Annotated in this window: 14 protein-coding genes; 6 read left to right on the top strand and 8 right to left on the bottom strand. The window is 72.3% G+C overall.

Annotated features, from left to right (window positions below):
* Window positions 1-603 (bottom strand): dihydrofolate reductase family protein, encoded by a 603-nt coding sequence (locus tag ACTOQ1_RS23875; protein ID WP_440070242.1) that lies wholly within the window; start codon window positions 601-603, stop codon window positions 1-3.
* Complete coding sequence (locus tag ACTOQ1_RS23880; RefSeq protein WP_440070243.1) at window positions 600-1,496, bottom strand: metalloregulator ArsR/SmtB family transcription factor; 897 nt, start codon at window positions 1,494-1,496, stop codon at window positions 600-602. The genes ACTOQ1_RS23875 and ACTOQ1_RS23880 overlap by 4 nt, the downstream gene beginning before the upstream one ends.
* Before the next feature lie 229 nt (window positions 1,497-1,725).
* Between ACTOQ1_RS23880 and ACTOQ1_RS23885 the strand changes: the two genes are divergently transcribed.
* Entirely contained in the window at window positions 1,726-2,112 is a 387-nt protein-coding gene (locus ACTOQ1_RS23885; RefSeq protein WP_440070244.1) for a DoxX family protein, read from the top strand.
* 204 nt (window positions 2,113-2,316) lie between these two features.
* Here ACTOQ1_RS23885 and ACTOQ1_RS23890 read toward each other — a convergent pair whose 3' ends face one another.
* Window positions 2,317-2,934 (bottom strand): TetR/AcrR family transcriptional regulator, encoded by a 618-nt coding sequence (locus tag ACTOQ1_RS23890; protein ID WP_440070245.1) that lies wholly within the window; start codon window positions 2,932-2,934, stop codon window positions 2,317-2,319.
* Between the two features lie 122 nt (window positions 2,935-3,056).
* Between ACTOQ1_RS23890 and ACTOQ1_RS23895 the strand changes: the two genes are divergently transcribed.
* Entirely contained in the window at window positions 3,057-3,821 is a 765-nt protein-coding gene (locus tag ACTOQ1_RS23895; RefSeq protein WP_440070246.1) for an SDR family oxidoreductase, read from the top strand.
* Between the two features lie 158 nt (window positions 3,822-3,979).
* Here the strand turns inward: ACTOQ1_RS23895 and ACTOQ1_RS23900 are convergent, their stop codons facing one another.
* The gene (locus ACTOQ1_RS23900) at window positions 3,980-5,779 is read right to left on the bottom strand and encodes a pentapeptide repeat-containing protein (protein WP_440070247.1); all 1,800 of its coding nucleotides are present in this window, start codon (window positions 5,777-5,779) and stop codon (window positions 3,980-3,982) included.
* A gap of 316 nt (window positions 5,780-6,095) precedes the next feature.
* Entirely contained in the window at window positions 6,096-6,656 is a 561-nt protein-coding gene (locus tag ACTOQ1_RS23905; RefSeq protein ID WP_440070248.1) for a TetR/AcrR family transcriptional regulator, read from the bottom strand.
* Between the two features lie 94 nt (window positions 6,657-6,750).
* Between ACTOQ1_RS23905 and ACTOQ1_RS23910 the strand changes: the two genes are divergently transcribed.
* The 4 genes from ACTOQ1_RS23910 to ACTOQ1_RS23925 all read left to right on the top strand — a co-directional run bounded on the left by ACTOQ1_RS23910 (window position 6,751) and on the right by ACTOQ1_RS23925 (window position 13,635).
* Window positions 6,751-7,974 carry an MFS transporter gene (locus ACTOQ1_RS23910; RefSeq protein ID WP_440070249.1) on the top strand — a complete coding sequence of 408 codons (1,224 nt, stop codon included), beginning with the start codon at window positions 6,751-6,753 and terminating at the stop codon, window positions 7,972-7,974.
* A 49-nt stretch (window positions 7,975-8,023) separates the two neighbouring features.
* Entirely contained in the window at window positions 8,024-8,860 is an 837-nt protein-coding gene (locus tag ACTOQ1_RS23915; protein WP_440070250.1) for an aldo/keto reductase, read from the top strand.
* A 211-nt stretch (window positions 8,861-9,071) separates the two neighbouring features.
* Window positions 9,072-10,016, top strand: a complete 945-nt coding sequence (locus ACTOQ1_RS23920; RefSeq protein ID WP_440070251.1) for a sulfite exporter TauE/SafE family protein — start codon at window positions 9,072-9,074, stop codon at window positions 10,014-10,016.
* Between the two features lie 163 nt (window positions 10,017-10,179).
* Window positions 10,180-13,635 (top strand): S8 family serine peptidase, encoded by a 3,456-nt coding sequence (locus ACTOQ1_RS23925; RefSeq protein WP_440070252.1) that lies wholly within the window; start codon window positions 10,180-10,182, stop codon window positions 13,633-13,635.
* A gap of 175 nt (window positions 13,636-13,810) precedes the next feature.
* Here ACTOQ1_RS23925 and ACTOQ1_RS23930 read toward each other — a convergent pair whose 3' ends face one another.
* The 3 genes from ACTOQ1_RS23930 to ACTOQ1_RS23940 form a co-directional block, all read right to left on the bottom strand.
* Window positions 13,811-14,395, bottom strand: a complete 585-nt coding sequence (locus tag ACTOQ1_RS23930) for a DUF305 domain-containing protein (RefSeq protein ID WP_440070253.1) — start codon at window positions 14,393-14,395, stop codon at window positions 13,811-13,813.
* A gap of 293 nt (window positions 14,396-14,688) precedes the next feature.
* Window positions 14,689-16,605 (bottom strand): ABC transporter ATP-binding protein, encoded by a 1,917-nt coding sequence (locus tag ACTOQ1_RS23935; RefSeq protein WP_440070254.1) that lies wholly within the window; start codon window positions 16,603-16,605, stop codon window positions 14,689-14,691.
* On the bottom strand, window positions 16,602-18,314 hold the full coding sequence (locus ACTOQ1_RS23940) for an ABC transporter ATP-binding protein (RefSeq protein ID WP_440070255.1): 1,713 nt from the start codon (window positions 18,312-18,314) through the stop codon (window positions 16,602-16,604). Before ACTOQ1_RS23940 ends, ACTOQ1_RS23935 begins: the two co-directional genes overlap by 4 nt.
* Window positions 18,315-18,688: the final 374 nt, after the last annotated feature.

The raw sequence follows: 18,688 nt of genomic DNA on the forward strand, positions 1-18,688 counted from the left end.
TCAGCGGACCCGGTCGTAGACGAGGGCCAGCGTGCCGTGCTCGCCCGCGGCCTGGCCGGCGAGCGTCCACCGCCCGGCGGGCAGGCCGTCGTCGAAGAGGCGCGGCCCGCCGCCGAGGAAGACCGGGAAGACGGTGAGTGCCAGCCGGTCGACCTCGTCGGCCGCAAGCAGCGCCTTGATGACGCTCGCGCTGGAGAGCACGAGAATGTCACCGCCCTCGGTCGCCCTGAGGTCCGCGACCACCTCGGCGGCCGGCTTGTCGACGACCGTCGTCCGCTCCCACGGCGCCTCGCCGAGGGTGGAGGACAGGACCACCTTGTCGGTGTCGACGAGCCACTTCGCGAAGCCCTCGTCACGCGGGTCGACCCCCTCCATGCCGATGACGGTGGGCCAGAAGCCGAGGAACCCCTCGGCGTTGACCCGCCCGAGCAGGGCCGTCGTCGCCGGCTCCCAGAGGCTGGTCAGGTGGTCGCGGGCGACGTCGGTGTGCGCGTACGGCATCACCCAGCCCATGTCCCGAGGGTCGCCCGGCCCGGCGTAGTGACCGTCGAGGGAGAGGCTCATGTTGGTGACGACCCTGCGGCCGCCGGTCTGCTGTGTCACTTCGTGCTCCTCGTGTCGGGGTCATACGCGGTGCTGCCGGTGCCGGTGCCGGTGCCGGTGGTGTCGGCGGTGTCGTGCGGGTTCGCGGCGAGGGTCGCCGCGAGCTTGTCGAGGCTCTGGCCGAAGCCGATCTCGATGCCCGCGACGAAGTCGGCGGAGTCGACCGTGCTGTCGGTGATCCGGTAGTGGACGTCGAGGTCCGTGCCGGTGCCGGTGGGCCGGAGGCCGAGGTCGAGGTGGGCGGTGAAGGCGAGGCCGCCGCCGGGAAGCAGCGGGGAGAGCCGGTAGGCGAGGCGCTCGCCGGGGCGTACGTCGTCGACGACTCCCTCCGCTCGCCCGGCGACCAGGTCGGAGCCGTCGGCGTCCTCGGCGTCGCGGTACTCCTGGACGATCCGCCCGCCCGGTCGCGCCTCGAACACGAGCTCGGAGACGCGGAGGTCGTCGGGCGTCCACCACCGGGCGAGCAGGGAGGCCTCGGTCAGGTGGCGCCAGACCACCTCGGGGCGCGCCGTCAGCGACCGGAGGAACCTGAACGTGCGGCCGTCGGCCCAGCCCGGCTCCTCGGCGGCGAGCCGTTCCGTGTGGAGGCTGAGCCCGTGGCGGTCGTAGGTCTCGCGCGGGCCACCGGGCCGGTCCGCGGCGTCGGCGAGCCGGCCGAGCGCGGCCGCCAACTCCCGTAGAGGACCGGGTTGGAGCGCGTAGACGCGGCGCTGGCCGATGCGCCGGCAGGTGACGAGGCCGGCGCGCTCAAGGGTCTGCAGGTGCTTGGTCGTCTGCGGCTGGCGCGCCCCGGCGAGCTGGGCGAGGACACCGACCGGCCGGGGCCGCTCGGCCAGCAGGTTCACGAGCCGCCATCGGGCCGGGTCGGCCAGTGCGGTGAGGAGTGCGTCCATGGAACAAAGTATTCTTCATGGAGAATATTTGCGTCAAGGAATAATTGCGAATGATCGCTGTGGTCCACACGGCACGCGCCACGCCGGGGTCCCGGTGAAGGTCACCGGCGACCGGGACGAGGACGTGCCGGGGAGGGCCGTACGCCTTCCCGCGCCGGGTCCGGGGATGTCACAGGAGGGGGCGCTGTCTCGTCATACGCGGTGCGGGCAATCTTCGATCAAGGAGTGGATGATGAACCTCGCGTTGTGGATCGCCGCCGGGCTGCTGGCCGCGGTGGCACTGGCCGGTGGCGTCAGCAAGACGTTCGTGCCCAAGGAGAAACTGGCGGCGGTCCACGGTGGGGGATGGACCGGAGACGTCGGCGTCGCCTTCGTCAAGACCCTCGGCGTCCTCGAACTCCTGGCCGCGTTGGGCCTGATCCTGCCCGCCGTGCTCGGGGTCGCACCGGTTCTGGTGCCGGTGACCGCGGTCTGCTGGGTCATGCTGATGGTCGGCGCGATGATCACCCATGGCCGCCGCGGCGAATTCGGTTTCGTGATGCTGAACCTGGCTTATCTCGCGCTCGCGGCATTCATCGCGTGGGGCCGTTTCGGCCCTGAGTCCTTCACCGGCTGACCTGCGGTGACGCACGGTTCCCGATCGCCCGGGCCCGCACTCTGGCGCTCGACGTACTCGACGGGCGGAGCCAGGCGATCCGCCTGGTGATCGACCCCGGCAGGCTCGGGCACGTGGGCCCGGTGGCGGACGCCTGGGCGATCACCCGCGAAGTGAGACGGGCACACCGGCCGCGAACCGGCCCGGGCCGGGGACGGGAAACCGTCATCGGCGCTCCGTGCGCCCGGCGGACTCCGAGGTGCCGACGCCGCCGGTGGGTTCGACGATGTCGTCGCCGAAGGCCGCGGCGAGCGCCTTCGCGATCACGTCGGGCAGTTCGGTCCGCCCGTCGTCCTCGGCCCAGCGCACCAGCGCCGTGTGCATGGCGGCCAGGCAGGCGCTGGCCGCCACCTGGGCGTGGAACGCCGTGTCGGGATCGGTGGCGTCGTCCCCGAGGGCGTCGACGATCGCCCGCTGGAGGGCGTAGTGGTTGTCCAGGTGCCTGGCACGCAGGGCCGGCGTCGAGATCATGAGCCGGAGGCGGGCGAGCAGGAACCGCTCGCCCGTCTCCACGTCGTCTCCGCGGGCGCCGCGGGTCAACGTCGCGGCCGAGTCGATGAGCGCGCCGCCGATGCGGCGGACCAGGGGCTGCGCGCCGGACGACGCGACGATCCGCTCCGCGACCAGCCGGCCGTGCTGGTCGACGAGCACGAGGTCTTCCTTCGTGGGGAAGTGCCGGTACACGGTCATGGGCGACACGCCCGCGGCTTCGGCGACGTCGGTCACGGTCGTGGCGTCGTATCCGCGCTCGGTGAACAGCCGTACCGCGTGTGCCTGAATCATGCGCTGCGTCTCGGCTCTCCGTTGCGCTCGCAGGGTTGAGTGCTGGTCGGACATGTGATAGACCCTACCAGACTGGTAGTCACTACCAGATTGGTAGTCACTAACGAGATGAGGTGGTCGGCATGAACGACCTGATCGGCAGGACGGCTCTCGTGACCGGAGCGTCGCGCGGCATCGGGCAGGCGATCGCGGTCCGGCTGGCGGCGAAGGGGGCGGTGGTCATCGTGCACTTCGGCACGGACGAGGACGGCGCGACGGCGACGGTCGACGAGATCGAGCGTGCCGGTGGGACCGCGCTCGCCGTCAGGGCGGAGCTGGGCGTGGACGACGACGTCGAGACACTCTTCGCGGGAGTCGAGGCCGGCCTGGCCGGGCGGCCACTCGACATCCTCGTCAACAACGCGGCGGCCGCGCCCGCCGGCCCGCTCGGAGCCACGACGCGGACGGAGTTCGACCACCTCTTCGCGGTGAACGTGCGAGCGCCGTACTTCATCATCCAGCGGGCGTTGCCGCTGCTCCGCGACGGTGGCCGCATCGTCATGATCTCGTCCGTGGCGACCCGGATGGCCAACCCCGCCCAGACGTCCTTCGCCATGACGAAGGGCGCGGTCGAGACGATGAGCATGACCTTGGCCAACGAGCTCGGAGTCCGGGGGATCACGGTGAACGCGGTCGCTCCCGGCGCCACCCGTACGGCGACGAACGCAGCGGTCTTCGAAGTGCCCGGCCTGGCCGAGCTCATCGCCGGGACGACGGCGCTCGATCGCCTGGGCGGGCCCGGCGACGTCGCCGACGTGGTCGCGTTCCTCGCCACCGACGCCGCGCGCTGGATCACCGGTCAGGTCATCGACGCGAGCGGTGGCCTGTTCCTCGGGCCGCGCGCCTGATCGCCGGTCGCCGGTCGCCGGCGACGCGTCCGTCCGGTCGGTGGCGGGAAACCGGCGTCCTTGCCCGGGACGGCCGGCCCGCTGCCTCTTCCCGGTGGGGACGACCGCCTGGGCGCCGCCCCCGCGCGACGGGGGCGCCGGTTCCCGCCTGGCGGTTCCTACCTCGCGGTGCGTCCCCTCAACGCGTCACGCCCCCGCGCCACGATGATGTCGACGGCCTTGACCTCGTCGATGTCGCGGGCGGCGGCCAGCGCCTGCTTGGCCGCGTCGTAGGCGTCCAGGGCCCGGTGCCAGTTGACGTCGTCGCCGCCCTCGCCCCCGTCGGCCAGGCGGTCGATCTCCTCGCCCAGCCGCGTCACGTTCTCCTCCTGCGACAGCCTGGTCTTCTCCAGGCGGGCCGCCCGCTCGGCCACCTCTCGCTTGACCGCCTTCGCGAGCCGCCGTCCGCGCGCGACCACCTTGACCAGCACCCAGAACGCGACCAGGCCCACCAGCGAGAGGAAGATCACCCAGCCGATCGCCATCCGGCTGGACGACCCGGACAGGTCGGCGTCCTTGGCGTGGCCGGTCTTCATGCCGGTGACCTCGGCGTCCACGAAGGTGGCCCCCCGCAGCTCGGCGAAACTCAGGTCGGCGTCGGTCAGCGTCGCCCCGCGGAAGACCGCGTCCTGGAACTTGCCGCTGCTCAGGTCGGCCCGCTCCATCCTGGCACCGGTGAAGTCGGCCCGGTCGGCCCTGGCGCTGCCGAACTCCGCGTCGCGCAGGTCGGCGCCGCCCAGCCTGGCCTGCGTCAGGTCGGCGCTGCCGAACGCCGCCCCCGACAGGTCCGCCTTCGACAGGTTCGCCCCGGCGAGCTTGGCGCTGCCGAGCTCCGCCCTCGCCATGCGCGCCCCCGTCAGGTCGGCCCCCATCAGCTCGACGCTGCCGAGCTTGGCGCGCTCCAGGCGCGCGCCGCGCAGGTCGGCGCCCTTGAGGTAGCGGATCGTGGCCCCGGTGGCCGAGACGTCGCGCAGGATCGCCCGGTCCAGCTTGACGCTGCCCAGGTCGACCCCGTCCAGCTTGGCGCCGGTCAGGTCGGCGCAGCTCAGGTCCCGGGGAAACTCGGCGACCGAGGTCAGGTCCCAGCCCGCGTACTTCTGCCCGCTGCCCGGCGCGCACGCCGGGTCGGGGGTCGGCAGGTCCTTGGGCATGCCCTTGCTGCCCACCAGCAGCGCGCCCGTGGCCTCGCGCAGCTCGGTCCCCCCGAGGTCGGCGCCCTGGAAAGTCGCGCCGTCCAGCACCGACCCGCGCAACTGCGCGCCACGCAGGTCGGCGTCCCGGAACACGGCCTTGATCATCGTGGAGTCGTACATGCGGGCCTTGGGCGCCTTGAGACCGGTGAGATCGGCTCGGCGCAGGTCCACGCCGTAGGCGTCGGCGTCGGTGAGGTCGACGCCGACCAGCTTCGCGTCGTCGAACTGGGCTCCGTACGTCCTGGCGCGCACCATCGTGGCCCCGCTCAGGTCGGCATCCTCGAAGTGCGTGCCGTAGGGCAGCGAGTCGTCCATGGTCGCCTCGCGCAGGTCGGCGCCGCGCAGGTTCGCGTAGTACAGCTCCGCCTCCGTCAGGTCGGCCCCGCGCAGTTTGGCCCCGGCCATCTCGGCGTTCCCGAGGCGGGCGCCCTTGAGCGAGGCGCCCCGCAGGTCGGCCCCGGTGAGGAGGCTGCGCACGACCATGCCGTCCAGCCTCGCCCTCCGCAGGTCGGCGCAGGAGAGGTCGGCGGGCAGCGTGATCCGGGTGAGGTCCCTGCCGGCCAGCTTGGGACCGCTGCCGGGCCTGCAGCCGGCGGCGCTCCCCGTCGCCCGGTCGTCCTGGACGGCGTGGGTGTCCTGAACGGCGTGGGCCGACGCCGCGGGGGCGGGCAGCAGGGCGGGCAGTGCGATCACGGCCCCGGCGAGCAGGCGGGTAAGGCTGGGCATGTCTCTCTCACTGTCTCCCCCGAGGCGCGCGGATCCGCCGGCGGGGGAGAGCGGTGCCGGGCGGGAGCTCGTGGACAGGCCGGGGCGGGTGACATCCCGAGGGGGAGGGGCCCGCCCGATGGACCATACGGGAACGCGACCCTTTATAGGAGGGCCCGGTTGCGGCCCGCTTGAGAACCGCCTTCCGCGGTGGCTCCTCTCCCGCCGCGCCGGGTCGGCGCCGCCCGCGGAGCCGATCGGGACGGCGCACACGAGGACGCCGAGGACGCCGAGGACGCGGCGCCGCGGACGGATCCGGTGGTCCCCCGCCCGGTCGCTACCGGGAGCCCAGCAGGGCGTCGACCAGGGCGCGGCCGTATCCGGGAGCGAGGGAGTCGCTCATGAACAGGAGCCGGTACGTCATCGGCGCGACCACGTGGTCCAGCACCGCGTCCAGCGTGGGCACGTCCTCGCCGCGCCCGGCGGAGCGGGTGAGGATGGTCTGGATGTGGCTGCTGGTGTACGCGCAGCACTGTCCGGTGCTCCTGCCGTCGTCGTCGCCGGCGACCACGTCGCGGGTGAACGCGCGCCCGGTGGGGGAGGACATCTCCTCCAGCCACTCCTCGGCCCACGTCGCGAGGTCGTCCCGCAGGTTGCCGAGGTCGGCCGGGGGGCCGTCGGGCCGCATGTGCTCAAGGGCGACGTCGGCCAGCAGTTCCTGCAGGTCACCCCATCTGCGGTAGACGGTCGAGGGGGTCACGCCCGCGCGGGCGGCGACGAGCGGAACGGTCAGGTCGGCTCGGTCGCGCTCGGCGAGGAGATCCCGTACCGCCTCGTGGACGGCCTGCTGCACCCGCGCGCTCCGTCCCCCGGTGCGTACCGCCTGCCTCGTCGCCATGAACCGAGCTTAACGCAAAATATTTGCTTCAGTGGTCCGAGGTGTGTACGTTGCTAACGCAAATCCTTTGCTTTAAAGCTTCGGGAGTTCCTCCATGTCCACCGTGACTTCGACGCTGCCCGCCCAGCGGGTCCGCTTGGGGGCCGGCGCGGCCGTGGTGCTCCTGGCGACGACCCTGACGACGTTCATGGCCGCCGCCAGCGCACCCACCCCGCTGTACGCCGTGTACCAGGGCCACTGGGGCTTCTCCTCCAGCGTCCTGACCGCGGTCTACGCCGTCTACGCCGTCAGCCTGCTGGTGGCCCTGCTCACCGTGGGCTCCCTGTCGGACCACGTCGGGCGCCGCCCGGTGATCCTCGGAGCGGTGGCGCTCGAGACGGTCGCGATGGCGATCTTCGCCTCCGCCGACGGGGTGACCGCCCTGGTGGTCGCGCGCGTCCTGCAGGGCTTCGCCACCGGGGCCGCGACCGGGGCGCTGGGAGCGGGCCTGCTGGACGCCGACCGGACGCGCGGCCCGCTGGTCAACAGCGTGACGCCCGCCCTGGGCCTGGCGGCGGGCGGCCTGGGATCGAGCCTGCTCGTGCAGTACCTGCCCGCGCCGACGCGGACGGTGTTCGTCGTCCTGGCCGCCGCGTTCGTGCTGCAGGGCGCCGCCATCCTCCTCCTGCCCGAGTCCGCCGGCCGCCGGGCGGGCGCGCTGGCCTCGCTGCGCCCGCGCGTCAGCGTGCCCGCAGGGGCGCGCCGGGTCCTGCTGCTGGTCACCCCGATCACCGTGGCCGGGTGGGCGCTCGGCGGGTTCTACCTGTCCCTGGGGCCGTCTCTGGCGCGCGAGGTCACCGGCTCGGGATCGGTCGTGGTGGGCGGGCTGCTGGTCTTCGCGCTGACCATCAGCGGCACCGTCGCGATCCTCGCCCTGCGGGCGGTCCCCGCCCCGCGCGCCATGCGGGTGGCCTCCGCGCTGCTGGCCCTCGGCGTCGTCGTGACCCTGCTCGGTGTCAACGCCGGCTCGGGAGTGCTGTTCTTCGCCGGTACGGTCGTCGCCGGGCTGGGCTTCGGCGCGGGCTTCCAGGGTGCCGCGCGCACCCTGCTGCCGGCCGCCGCCCCGCACGAGCGGGCCGGGCTGATGGCCGCCTTCTACATCGTCAGCTACCTCGCCATGAGCGTCCCCGCCACCGCCGCGGGGATCGTCGCGGGCCACCTGCCCCTCGTCGAACTCACCACGTACTACGGGATCGTCCTCACCCTCCTGGCCCTGGTCGCCCTGGCCGGGACGTTCCTCGTCCGCGAGGGTCTCCCCGAGGCGACGCGCCCGGCGTGACCGCTCCCCGGCGACGGCTCGCCGGACCCGGCGTGGAAGGCTGTCGGCCATGACTGTTCTGGACATCCCAACCTTGAAGCTGGTCAACGGCGCGGACATCCCGCAGGTCGGCCTGGGCACCTGGCCCATGTCGGACGAGGAGGCGGAGGTCGCGGTCGCCGAGGCCGTCGAGATGGGCTACCGGCTGGTGGACACCGCCTACGCGTACCGCAACGAGACCGGCGTGGGGCGCGGGCTGCGGGCGAGCGGAGTGCCGAGGGAGGAGTTGTTCGTCACCACCAAGCTGAACGGCGAGTGGCACGGATACGACGCCGCCCAGGAGGCGTACCAGGCCAGCCTGGACCGGCTCGGCCTCGACTACGCCGACCTCTACCTGATCCACTGGCCGCTGCCGCGCAAGGACCGCTACGTGGAGGCGTGGAAGGGCATGGTCAAGCTGCTGGAGGACGGTCGCGTGCGGGCGATCGGCGTGTCGAACTTCAAGCCGGCCCACATCGACCGGCTCCTCGCCGAGACCGGCGTGGTGCCCGACGTGAACCAGATCCAGCTCAACCCGTTCTTCACCCGTGACGAGCCCCGCGCCTACGACACCGCCCACGGTATCGCCACCCAGTCCTGGGGCCCCATCGGGCAGGGCGGTGACCTGCTGGCGCAGCCGGTCGTCACGGCCGCCGCCGAGCGGCACGGCAGGACCCCCGCCCAGATCGTGCTGCGCTGGCACATCGAGCTCGGCCTGATCACCGTGCCGAAGTCGTCCAGCCCCGAACGGATGAGGGCCAACGCCGACATCTTCGACTTCGCCCTCACCCCCGAGGAGGTCTCCGAGTTGTCCTCCCTCGACCGGGGCGAGGCCGCCGCGACCGACTCCGACTCCGTCGGTCACTGACCCACCGGCCTTCTCCACCGCCGGCGGGCTGACCTCGGTGCGAGGGCGGCCGGCCGGCGACGCGGGGTGTGACGGTGCACCGTGCGCCGCGCGTGGGATGAAGATTCCCATACCTTGAGACGCCTTGCTCGAAACGTGACTTGACGTCGCCGTGGCATTCAATCACGATAATTCCTATCAACAGAGTAGGAAAAACAGGAAGGGGAGCGTTGTGCGTGCGCTCATCCTCTTAGGCCTGGTCGGCTTCGCGGCACAGCTCGTCGACGGCAGCCTCGGCATGGCCTACGGTGTCACCTCGACGACGCTGCTCCTGGCCATCGGCACCAACCCCGCCGCCGCTTCGGCCACCGTCCACCTCGCCGAGATCGGCACGACCCTCGCCTCGGGCATATCCCACTGGCGCTTCAACAACATCGACTGGAAGGTCGTCGCCAAGATCGGTGTTCCCGGCGCCGTCGGCGCGTTCGTGGGAGCCACCTTCCTGTCCGGCCTCTCCACCGAGGTCGCGGCGCCGGTCATGTCGATCATCCTGCTCGCGCTGGGCGTCTACGTCCTGATCCGCTTCACGGCCTTCGGCCTCCCGCGCGGCAACCTGGGCAAGCCGCTGCGCAAGCGCTTCCTCGCGCCCCTCGGCCTGGTCGCCGGCTTCGTCGACGCCACCGGTGGCGGCGGCTGGGGCCCGGTCGGCACCCCGGCTATCCTGGCCAGCGGCCGCCTGGCGCCGCGCAAGGTGATCGGTTCCATCGACGCCAGCGAGTTCCTGGTCGCCATCGCCGCCAGCATCGGCTTCTTCGTCGGCATCGGCTCCGAGAACATCGACTTCTCCTGGGTCGCCGTGCTGCTGATCGGCGGCGTCATCGCGGCCCCCATCGCCGCCTGGCTGGTCCGGCACATCCCGCCGCGCATCCTGGGCTCCGCCGTCGGCGGTGTCATCATCCTGACCAACGTCAGGACCCTGCTGCGCAGCGACTGGATCGACGCCTCCAGCGGCGTCCAGACCTTCGCCTACATCACCATCGCCGTCATCTGGGCCGCCGCCGTCGCCTACTCGGTCCGCGAGTACCGCCGTGACCGCGACAACGAGACGGTCGAGGCCATCGAGGGGGAGGAGAGGCGCCGCGCCGCGGAGCAGGAGACCGCGGGCACCGCCAGCTGAGCCCGGCGCGCCCTCCGGATCCGCCCACGGCACGCCGGCGGTCACCCGCACCATCACCCTGATCACCGGCGACAAGGTCACGGTCCGCTCCGGCGGCATCGGAGCCGGTACCACGGTCGTCCGGGGCCCCGGCGGCGAACCCGTCGGCGCCCACGTCACCACCGTGGGCGCCGACACCTACGTCTATCCCGACAGCGCGATGCCCTACGTCTCCGCCGGGCTGCTCGACAGGCGGCTGTTCAACGTCACCCGCCTCCTGGCCGACGACTACGACGACGCCCACGTCGACCACCTTCCGCTGATCGTCACCTACGCGGACGACTCAGCCGCCCGCACGGCCACGTCGTTGCCCGAGGGCGCCACGAAGGTCCGTACCCTCAGCAGCATCAAGGGCGCGGCCGTCACCGAGGACCGCGACAAGGCCGCGAGCTTCTGGTCCTCGCTCACCGGCGGCCGGGCCACGGCGCCCGGCGCCCGTGAAGGCGGGCGCGGGAACCTCGCGCCCGCCTTCGCGAACGGCGTCGCGAAGGTCTGGCTGGACGGCAAGGTCAAGGTCGACCTGGCCGACACCGTGGCGCAGATCGGCGCCCCCGAGGTCTGGGCGGCGGGCAACACCGGCGAGGGCGTCGACGTCGCCGTCCTGGACACCGGCGTCGACGCGGGCCACCCCGATCTGGCCGGCCGGATCGAGGCCTCCGCCAGCTTCGTACCCGGCGAGGAGGTCACCGACCGGCACGGTCACGGCACCCACGTCGCCTCCACGATCGCCGGCACCGGCGCCGCCTCGGGCGGGAGGGAGAAGGGCGTCGCCCCCGGAGCCGAGCTGCACGTCGGCAAGGTCCTCAGCGACCAGGGCCAGGGCCAGGACTCCTGGATCGTGGCCGGCATGGAGTGGGCCGCCAGGGAGCGGAACGCCAAGGTCATCAGCATGAGCCTCGGCACCGACGCGCCCACCGACGGCACCGACCCGATGAGCCAGGCCGTCAACGCGCTCAGCGCCGAGACCGGCGCCCTCTTCACCGTCGCGGCGGGCAACGCCGGGCCCTCCGAGCGCACGGTGGGCGCCCCGGGCGCCGCCGACGCGGCCCTCACCATCGCGGCGGTGGACACCTCCGACCACCTCGCCGACTTCTCCAGCCGGGGCCCGAGGCTGGCCGACGGCGCGCTCAAGCCGGAACTCAGCGCCCCCGGCGTCGGCGTGCTGGCGGCCCGGTCCCAGTACGCGCAGACGGGCGAGGGCCCCTACACGACCATGAGCGGCACCTCGATGGCCACCCCGCACGTCGCGGGCGCCGCCGCCCTCCTCGCCGCCACGCACCCCGACTGGACCGGCGGGCAGCTCAAGGACGCCCTGATGAGCACGTCCAGGAGCACCCCGGACCACACCGCCTACGAGGCCGGCACCGGCCGCCTGGACGCCCGGGCCGCCACCACCGCCACCCTGTTCGTCACCGGCAGCGCCTACCTGGGCATCCATCCGCTGGGAGAGGAGCCCGGAGGCAGGGCCGAGCGGCAGGTCACCTACACCAACACCTCCGGCACCGACGTCACCCTCGACCTGGCGCTCAAGGTCACCGGCGCCCCGGACGGTCTGTTCGCCCTGTCGGCCTCTCAGGTCGTCGTCCCGGCGCGCGGCACCGGCACCGTCACCGTCACCGCCGACCTGGACCGCGCACCGGAAAGGAACGGCTACACCGGGTGGATCGAGGCGTCCGCGGGCGGCGGTCCGGCGCTCGCCCGCACCGTCGTCGGCCTCAGCACCGAGGACCAGCCCCGCCACCTCGTCATCAAGGCCAAGGACCGCGACGGCGCCCCGATGAGCGGCCAGATCAACCTCCTGCGGGAGGGCGACCCCGCCGACGGCTACTACAGCTTCCTCACCTTCACCGGAGAGGTGGACGTCCTGGTGCCCCAGGGCAGGTACTCGGTGTGGATGTGGGGCGACGTGCGAGGCACGCACGGTCCCTCCTCGCTCGGTCTCGCGCTGCTCAACGAACCCCTGGTCACGGTCAAGACCGACACCACCGTGACCCTGGACGCCGCCACCGCGCGCGAGGCCAGGGCCGTCACGCCCCGGGAGAGCGCCGACGCCGAGACCCGGGTCGACTACCACCGCACGCTGGGCGACACCGCCTCCGTCGCCGACTCCTACACGCTCGGCACCGGGTACGACAGCATCTGGATCCAGCCCACGAAGCGGGTGCGCGAGGGACGGCTGTCCATCGGCACGCGCTGGCGCAAGACACAGCCGCTCCTGACCGTGAGCTCGGGCGGGCGGACGTACGACGACCTGTGGATCCAGCCGGGGGCGGGGCTCCTGCCCGAGGGCTCGTGGGACCTCCCCGCCGTCTTCGCCGGCCGGGGCCGCGCGGCCGACTACGCCGGGCTGGACGTCAAGGGGAAGATCGCGGTCGTGCGCCACGGCGACACGGACGAGCAGGTGCCCGCCGCCGTGGCCGCCGGGGCGAAGCTGCTGCTGATCGTCAACGACGAGGTGGGACGGCTCCGCGAGGCGATCAGGAGGACGCCCCTGACCGTGGCGTCACTGACCAGGGACGAGGGCGAGCAGCTCATCTCCCGCCTCGGGAAGGAGACCGTCCTGCTGCGCACGGTCTCCAAGCCCGACACCGCCTACCTCTACGACCTGGTCCGGCGCTGGGAGCAGTCCGTTCCCGGCGACCTGACCTACCGTCCCGCGCACCGCGACCTGGCGCGGGTCGACGTCGACTTCCGCAACGACCCGGCGGACGAGGTCGCCGAGTACCGCTTCGACGTCGTCCCCGGCCTGAACACCAAGGTGGGATACACGCTGCTGAGCAGGTCGAAGCGCGAGCGCACCGACTGGGTCACCCCGGGAGACTCCGTACGCTGGACGTCCGAGGCGGAGATCCCGCGGAAGACGTGGCAGTTCTCGGGGGAGAGGTCCTACCGGGCGGGGAGCACCACCGGCGAGCAGTGGTTCGGCCCGATCCAGCGCCCGAGGGTGAACGACTCCATCGCGCTCCCGGTCCGCGAGGGGAACACCCTGCACGTCCAGGTGCCCGGGTGGGGCGACTCCGGGGCCGACCACGTCGGGCTCTTCGGACCGGGCCAGCTCGACCAGACGACGTCGCTCCACCAGGGAGGGACCCTCGTCGCCGAGACGGGCGGCTACGTCCTGGACGCCGAGGTCGGCCAGGCCAGGCTTCCCTACCGCCTCGTCACCACGACGGAACGCGACGCCGCGGCGTACCCGTACTCCACCACCACGCGGACCGTGTGGAACTTCACCTCGGCATCCTCCGGCTCCGCCGAGCCGGTCGCGCTGCCGCTGGTGCAGCTCGACTACGCCGTGGACACCGGGGTGGACGGCAGGGCCTCCCGCTCGGCCGCCCTCACCATCCTCCCCTCGCACCTGCCGGGAGGGCCGAAGGCGGACATCCGTTCGGGTGAGCTCCAGGTCTCCTACGACGACGGCGCCACCTGGCGCACCGAGCGCCTGACCCGCACCGGCGACGGGTGGCGGGCCAGGCTGGACGCCCCGGCCCACGCCCGGTACGTCAGCCTGCGGGCCGGTGTCAAGGACGAGAGGGGCAACGCCGTCGAGCAGACGATCGTCCGTGCCTTCGGGCTGAGGTAGAGCCCGGGGCAGAGGCGGGCGGCACCGTCCGTCAGGCGCGGACGGCGCCGTTCGTCACGTACGGGCGGCGCCGTTCGGCGACCCGGCAGCGCCTCGCGCTCATGCCCCTTTCGGGGGTCGTACCTCCGGGCGGCGGGCCGCTCCTGGACGGCCCGCCGCCCGGAGGTACGGCGGCTCAGGCGAGCTTCTTCCCGATCTCGGCGATCAGGGCGCGCTGCCCGGTGACCATCTTCTCCGCCAGCCGGGCGGTGGGCCGGTGCCTGCCCAGCGCGATCACGACCTGGGCCATCTGGACACCGCTGTCGAGGTGCTTGCCCAGCACGCTCAGCCACAGCTTGTCGAAGGCGGCACCCGACCGTCCCTCCAGGGACGAGAACTGGGCGGCGGACAGCATGCCCGGCATGTCGTGCGCGGCGTGGTCGCCCTCCGCCGGCACCTCGACCTGCCACGACCGCAGCCAGCCGGACATCAGGTCGATGTCGGCGGCCTCGTGCTTCCTGATCTTCGCGGCCAGGTCGCGCACGTACGGGTTCTCGCTCCGGCCGTCCACCAGGCCGGCGAGCCGGATCGTCTGGCGATGGTGGGGGATCATCTCCTGGGAGAAGCGGACGTCCGCGTCCGCCCGATCGCCGGCCAGTCCCACCGCCTGGACTGCGGCCCCGGTCGTCACGGCCGCTGACGAGCACCCGGCGGCCAGTATGGCGGAGACCAGCAAGGTGGCGGTCAGAGACCGTCTTCTGCGCGACCGCCGGGTGCTCATCGAGATCACTGCCCCTTTCCTGCGGGTGGGAAGGATCATTCGTGCCGTTCCGCCCTGAGATACGCGGGTCCCGTTCCCGGGGTTCAGGGTCCGCCGGAAATCGGGTGCCCGACATTCCGGGCACCCGGTTCCGGCTCGGGCCGCGCCCCGTCTTCCGAGCGCACTCCGTCTTCTGGGTGAGCCCTGTCCTGAGCGCTCCCTGTCCTGAGCGCTCCCTGTCTGACATGGCCGGGGACGTCGCGGGACTCGAACGAGTGGCGGCTCGCCTCCGCAGGGCCCGGCCGCCGGGTGGGTCAGCCGGGGACGTCGCGGTGGTCGGAGATACTGTCGAGCCAGGCGCGGTGCAGGTCGGCGTAGCGGCCCGCCCGCCGGACGAGCTCGCCGGGCGGGCCGTCCTCCACGATCCTGCCGCCGTCCATCACCAGCACCCGGTCGGCGATCTCGACGGTCGACAGGCGGTGCGCGATGATCAGGGCCGTCCGGTCCGCCAGGATGGTCCGCATCGCCCGCTGCACCAGCCGCTCGCTGGAGACGTCCAGGCTGGACGTCGCCTCGTCGAGGATCAGCACCGCCGGGTCGGCCAGGAACGCCCTCGCGAACGCCACCAGCTGCCGCTGCCCGGCCGACAGGCGGCCGCCGTGCTTGCCGACCTGGGTGTCGTACCCCTCGGGAAGCGCGGAGACGAACGCGTCGGCGCCGATCGAGCGGGCCGCCGCCACCACGTCGGTCATGTTCGCGCCCGGCCGGCCGAACCTGACGTTGTCCGCCACCGACCCGCTGAACAGGAAGTTCTCCTGGGTGACCAGGACCACCGCGGCGTGCCGCGACTCCTCGCCGAGGTCGCGCAGGTCGACGCCGTCCAGCAGCACCCGGCCCGCCACCGGGTCGTAGAACCTGGAGACCAGCTTCGCCAGCGTGGTCTTGCCCGCCCCCGTGGTGCCGACCAGCGCCACGGTCTGCCCGGCGGGGACCACCAGGTCCAGCCGGGGCAGCACGGGGGTGCCGTCCAGATAGGAGAACTCCACGCCCCGGAACTCGACTCTCCCGCGTGGCCGCTCCAGCGTCACCGGGTCGTCGGGTTCGGCCACCACGGGACGCTCCTGCAGCACGCCGGAGAGCTTCTCCAGCGCAGCCCCGGCGGACTGGAAGGTGTTGTAGAACTGCGAGATCTCCTGCATCGGCTCGTAGAACTGGCGCAGGTAGAGCAGGAAGGCGGCCAGCACGCCCACCGTGACCTCACCCTGGATCGCCAGCGTGCCCCCGTAGAGCAGGACGGCCGCGATCGTCACGTTCCCGATCAGCTTGACGCCCGGCGAGAAGATCGCGACCAGGTGCATGCTCCGCCGGTTGGCGTCGCGGTAGTCGGCGTTCAGGTGGGAGAAGATCTCCTGGTTGCGCGGCTCCCCGCGGAACGCCTGGACCGCGCGCATGCCGGCCATCGACTCCACGAAGTGGACGATCACCAGGGCCACGGTCTCCCGGGTCCTGCGGTAGACGATGCTCGACTGCCGCCGGAACCAGCCGGTGAACAGCATCAGGACCGGCAGCGGAAGCAGCGCGACCACGCCGAGGTGGACGTCCAGGACGAGCAGCAGGACCGCCGTGCCGACCAGCGTCAGCACGGCGGTGACGAGGTCGTCGAACCCTGACTGCAGCATCTCGGAGATGGCGTCGATGTCGGAGGTGAGCCGGGAGACGACCCGGCCCGAGGTGTAGTCCTCGTGGAACGACAGCGACAGCCGCTGGAAGTGGACGAACACCCGCCGCCGCAGCTCCAGCAGGATGCCCTGGCCGATGCGCCCGGCCATCCTGAGGAATATCCGCCGGGTCACCAACTGGACGACCGCCGCCGTCAGGATCGCCGCGACGACCGTCACCAGCGTCCGCGGTCCCGCGCCCGCCACCATCGGCGGGATGCCCGCGTCGATGCCCACCTTGACCAGGTAGGGGATGGCGAGCGAGGCGACGTTGCAGGTCACGATGATCGCGACGAGCAGGATGATCTCTTTGCGGTACGGGCGCAGCAGGTCGCCGAGCAGCCGCCTGGACCTGTCGCGCAGCAGGAACGACACCCGCGCCGACAGCTCGTCCTGGTTCTCCGCCGCGACCCCCCGCCACTCCCGGGATCCGTTCGCGGTCCCGGCGGAGGAGGGTCCGGAGGGTCCGGAGGAAGGTCTCGAAGGTTGGGTGGAAGGTTCGGTCACGCTCACAGCCGTGCCTCCTCGGCGTCCGGGTCGGCCGACAGCAGCGCGCGGTACTCGGGCACGCTCGCCATGAGCTCGTGGTGCTCGCCGACATGCGCGATCGTGCCGTCGAGCAGCAGGGCCACCCTGTCGGCGAGGAGCACGGTGGAGGCCCGGTGGGCGACGACGATCCCGGTGGCCTCGCGCAGCACGTGCCGCAGCGCCTCCTCCACCAGGGCCTCGGTCTCGACGTCCAGGGCAGAGAGCGTGTCGTCCAGCACGAGGATCCTGGGACGGCTGAGAACCGCGCGGGCCAGCGCGAGCCGCTGGCGCTGGCCGCCGGACAGGGACATGCCCTGCTCGCCGATCCTGGTCTCCAGCCCCCACGGCAGCGCGTGGACGAATCCGGCCTGGGCGATCCGCAGCGCCTCCGCGATCTCCTCTTCGCTCGCGTCGCGCCGCCCCAGCGTGAGGTTCTCCCTGACGCTCATCGAGAACAGCGTCGGTTCCTCGAAGGCCGTGGCGACCATCGAGCGCAGCACGGGCAGCGGCAGGTCGCGGACGTCGACCCCGTCGATCGTGACCCGGCCGGCGCCGACGTCGTACAGCCGCGGCACCAGGGAGGTCAGCGTGGTCTTGCCCGACCCCGTCGCGCCCACGACCGCCACCGTCTCTCCCGGCCGCACCTCCAGCCAGACGTCGTGGAGCACCGGTTCGGCGGCACCGGGGAAGGCGAAGCACGCCCCCTCGAAGCGCAGGTGCCCCCGGGGCCGCTCGATCGCGCCGGTGCCCCCGACGATCTCCGGTTCGGTGTCGAGCACCTCCATCACCCGGTCCGCCGCGGTCATCGCCTCCTGACCCATCGTCAGGATGAAGCCGAGCGCGGAGACGGGCCAGACCAGCTGCAGCATCAGGGTGGCGAAGGCCACCAGCGTGCCCAGCGTCAGCGTGCCCGAGCCGACCGCCAGGGCGCCGAGCAGCAGCACGAGCGCGAGGGTGATGTTCGGGATCACCTCGAGGAAGGTGAAGAACCTGGCCGACAGGCGGACCTTCTCCATCGAGGTCCGGTAGACCTTCAGCGCTCCTTCCTCGAAGATCCCGGAGACGTACCGGCCGCGGCCGAAGGCCTTGATCGTACGGATGCCGGCCGCCGACTCCTCGACGACCGTGGCGAGGTCGCCCTGCTCGTCCTGGACCCGGCGGGAGATGGTGATGTACGTGCGCTCGAAGCGCAGGGTGGTGAACACGATCGGCACCGCCGAGGCCACGACCAGCAACCCGAGCGGCCAGTACATGTGGAGCAGCAACCCGGTCACCGTCGCGATCTGGACGGTGGTCAGGACGAGGAAGAGCAGGCCGAAGCCGAGGAAGCGCCGGATCGTCGACAGGTCGGTCGTCGCCCGGGACAGCAGCTGGCCCGACTGCCAGGAGGCGTGGAACCCCATCGGCAGCCGCTGCAGGTGGCCGTAGAGGTCGTCGCGGATGCCGGTCTCCAGGCCCAGGACGGCGTCGGCCAGCAGCCACCGCCTCAGGAAGACGAGCAGCGCCTCGACCACGCCCAGGATCAGGGCCAGCAGCGCGAGGGGAGGTACGGCCCCGGTGTCGCCCCGGGCGACGGGGCCGTCGATGATCTCCCTGCCGATCAGCGGGATGGCGATGCCGATCGCGACCGCGGCGAAGGACACCAGCCAGATGGCGATCAGGCGGGCGACGTACGGGCGGAGGTAGGACCTCAACCGCCACAGGGAGGCGGCCCTGGCGCGGCGCGGGGAGAGGGGTTGCCGGGGCGGGGATTCCGCGTCGGCGGCCGAGGTGTCTGTGTTTTTTGTGTTGTCTGCTTTAGATGTGGTGGTTCCGGTGTCAGGGGGCATCGGCAGGCGGCACGCTCCTCACGGTGTTCTGACGGGGTGAGAGCCGTCCGGGACATGGCAGGCCGGAACACCATCCCCTCTCGACCGGTCTCCCGTGCCACCGCTCCCGGTGGCCGCCCCGCCGGATCACCGCCACCCGCGTGACACGGGTGACCATCCAGTCTTCGCACCCGGGCGCGGCGTCGGCAACTGATTTGACGGTCCCCATGCTGTAGCCCCCAGGCCAGAGTGCCCGTTGA

It is taken from the genome of Streptosporangium sp. OZ121 (assembly GCF_051918885.1).
GTDB lineage: Bacteria > Actinomycetota > Actinomycetes > Streptosporangiales > Streptosporangiaceae > Streptosporangium.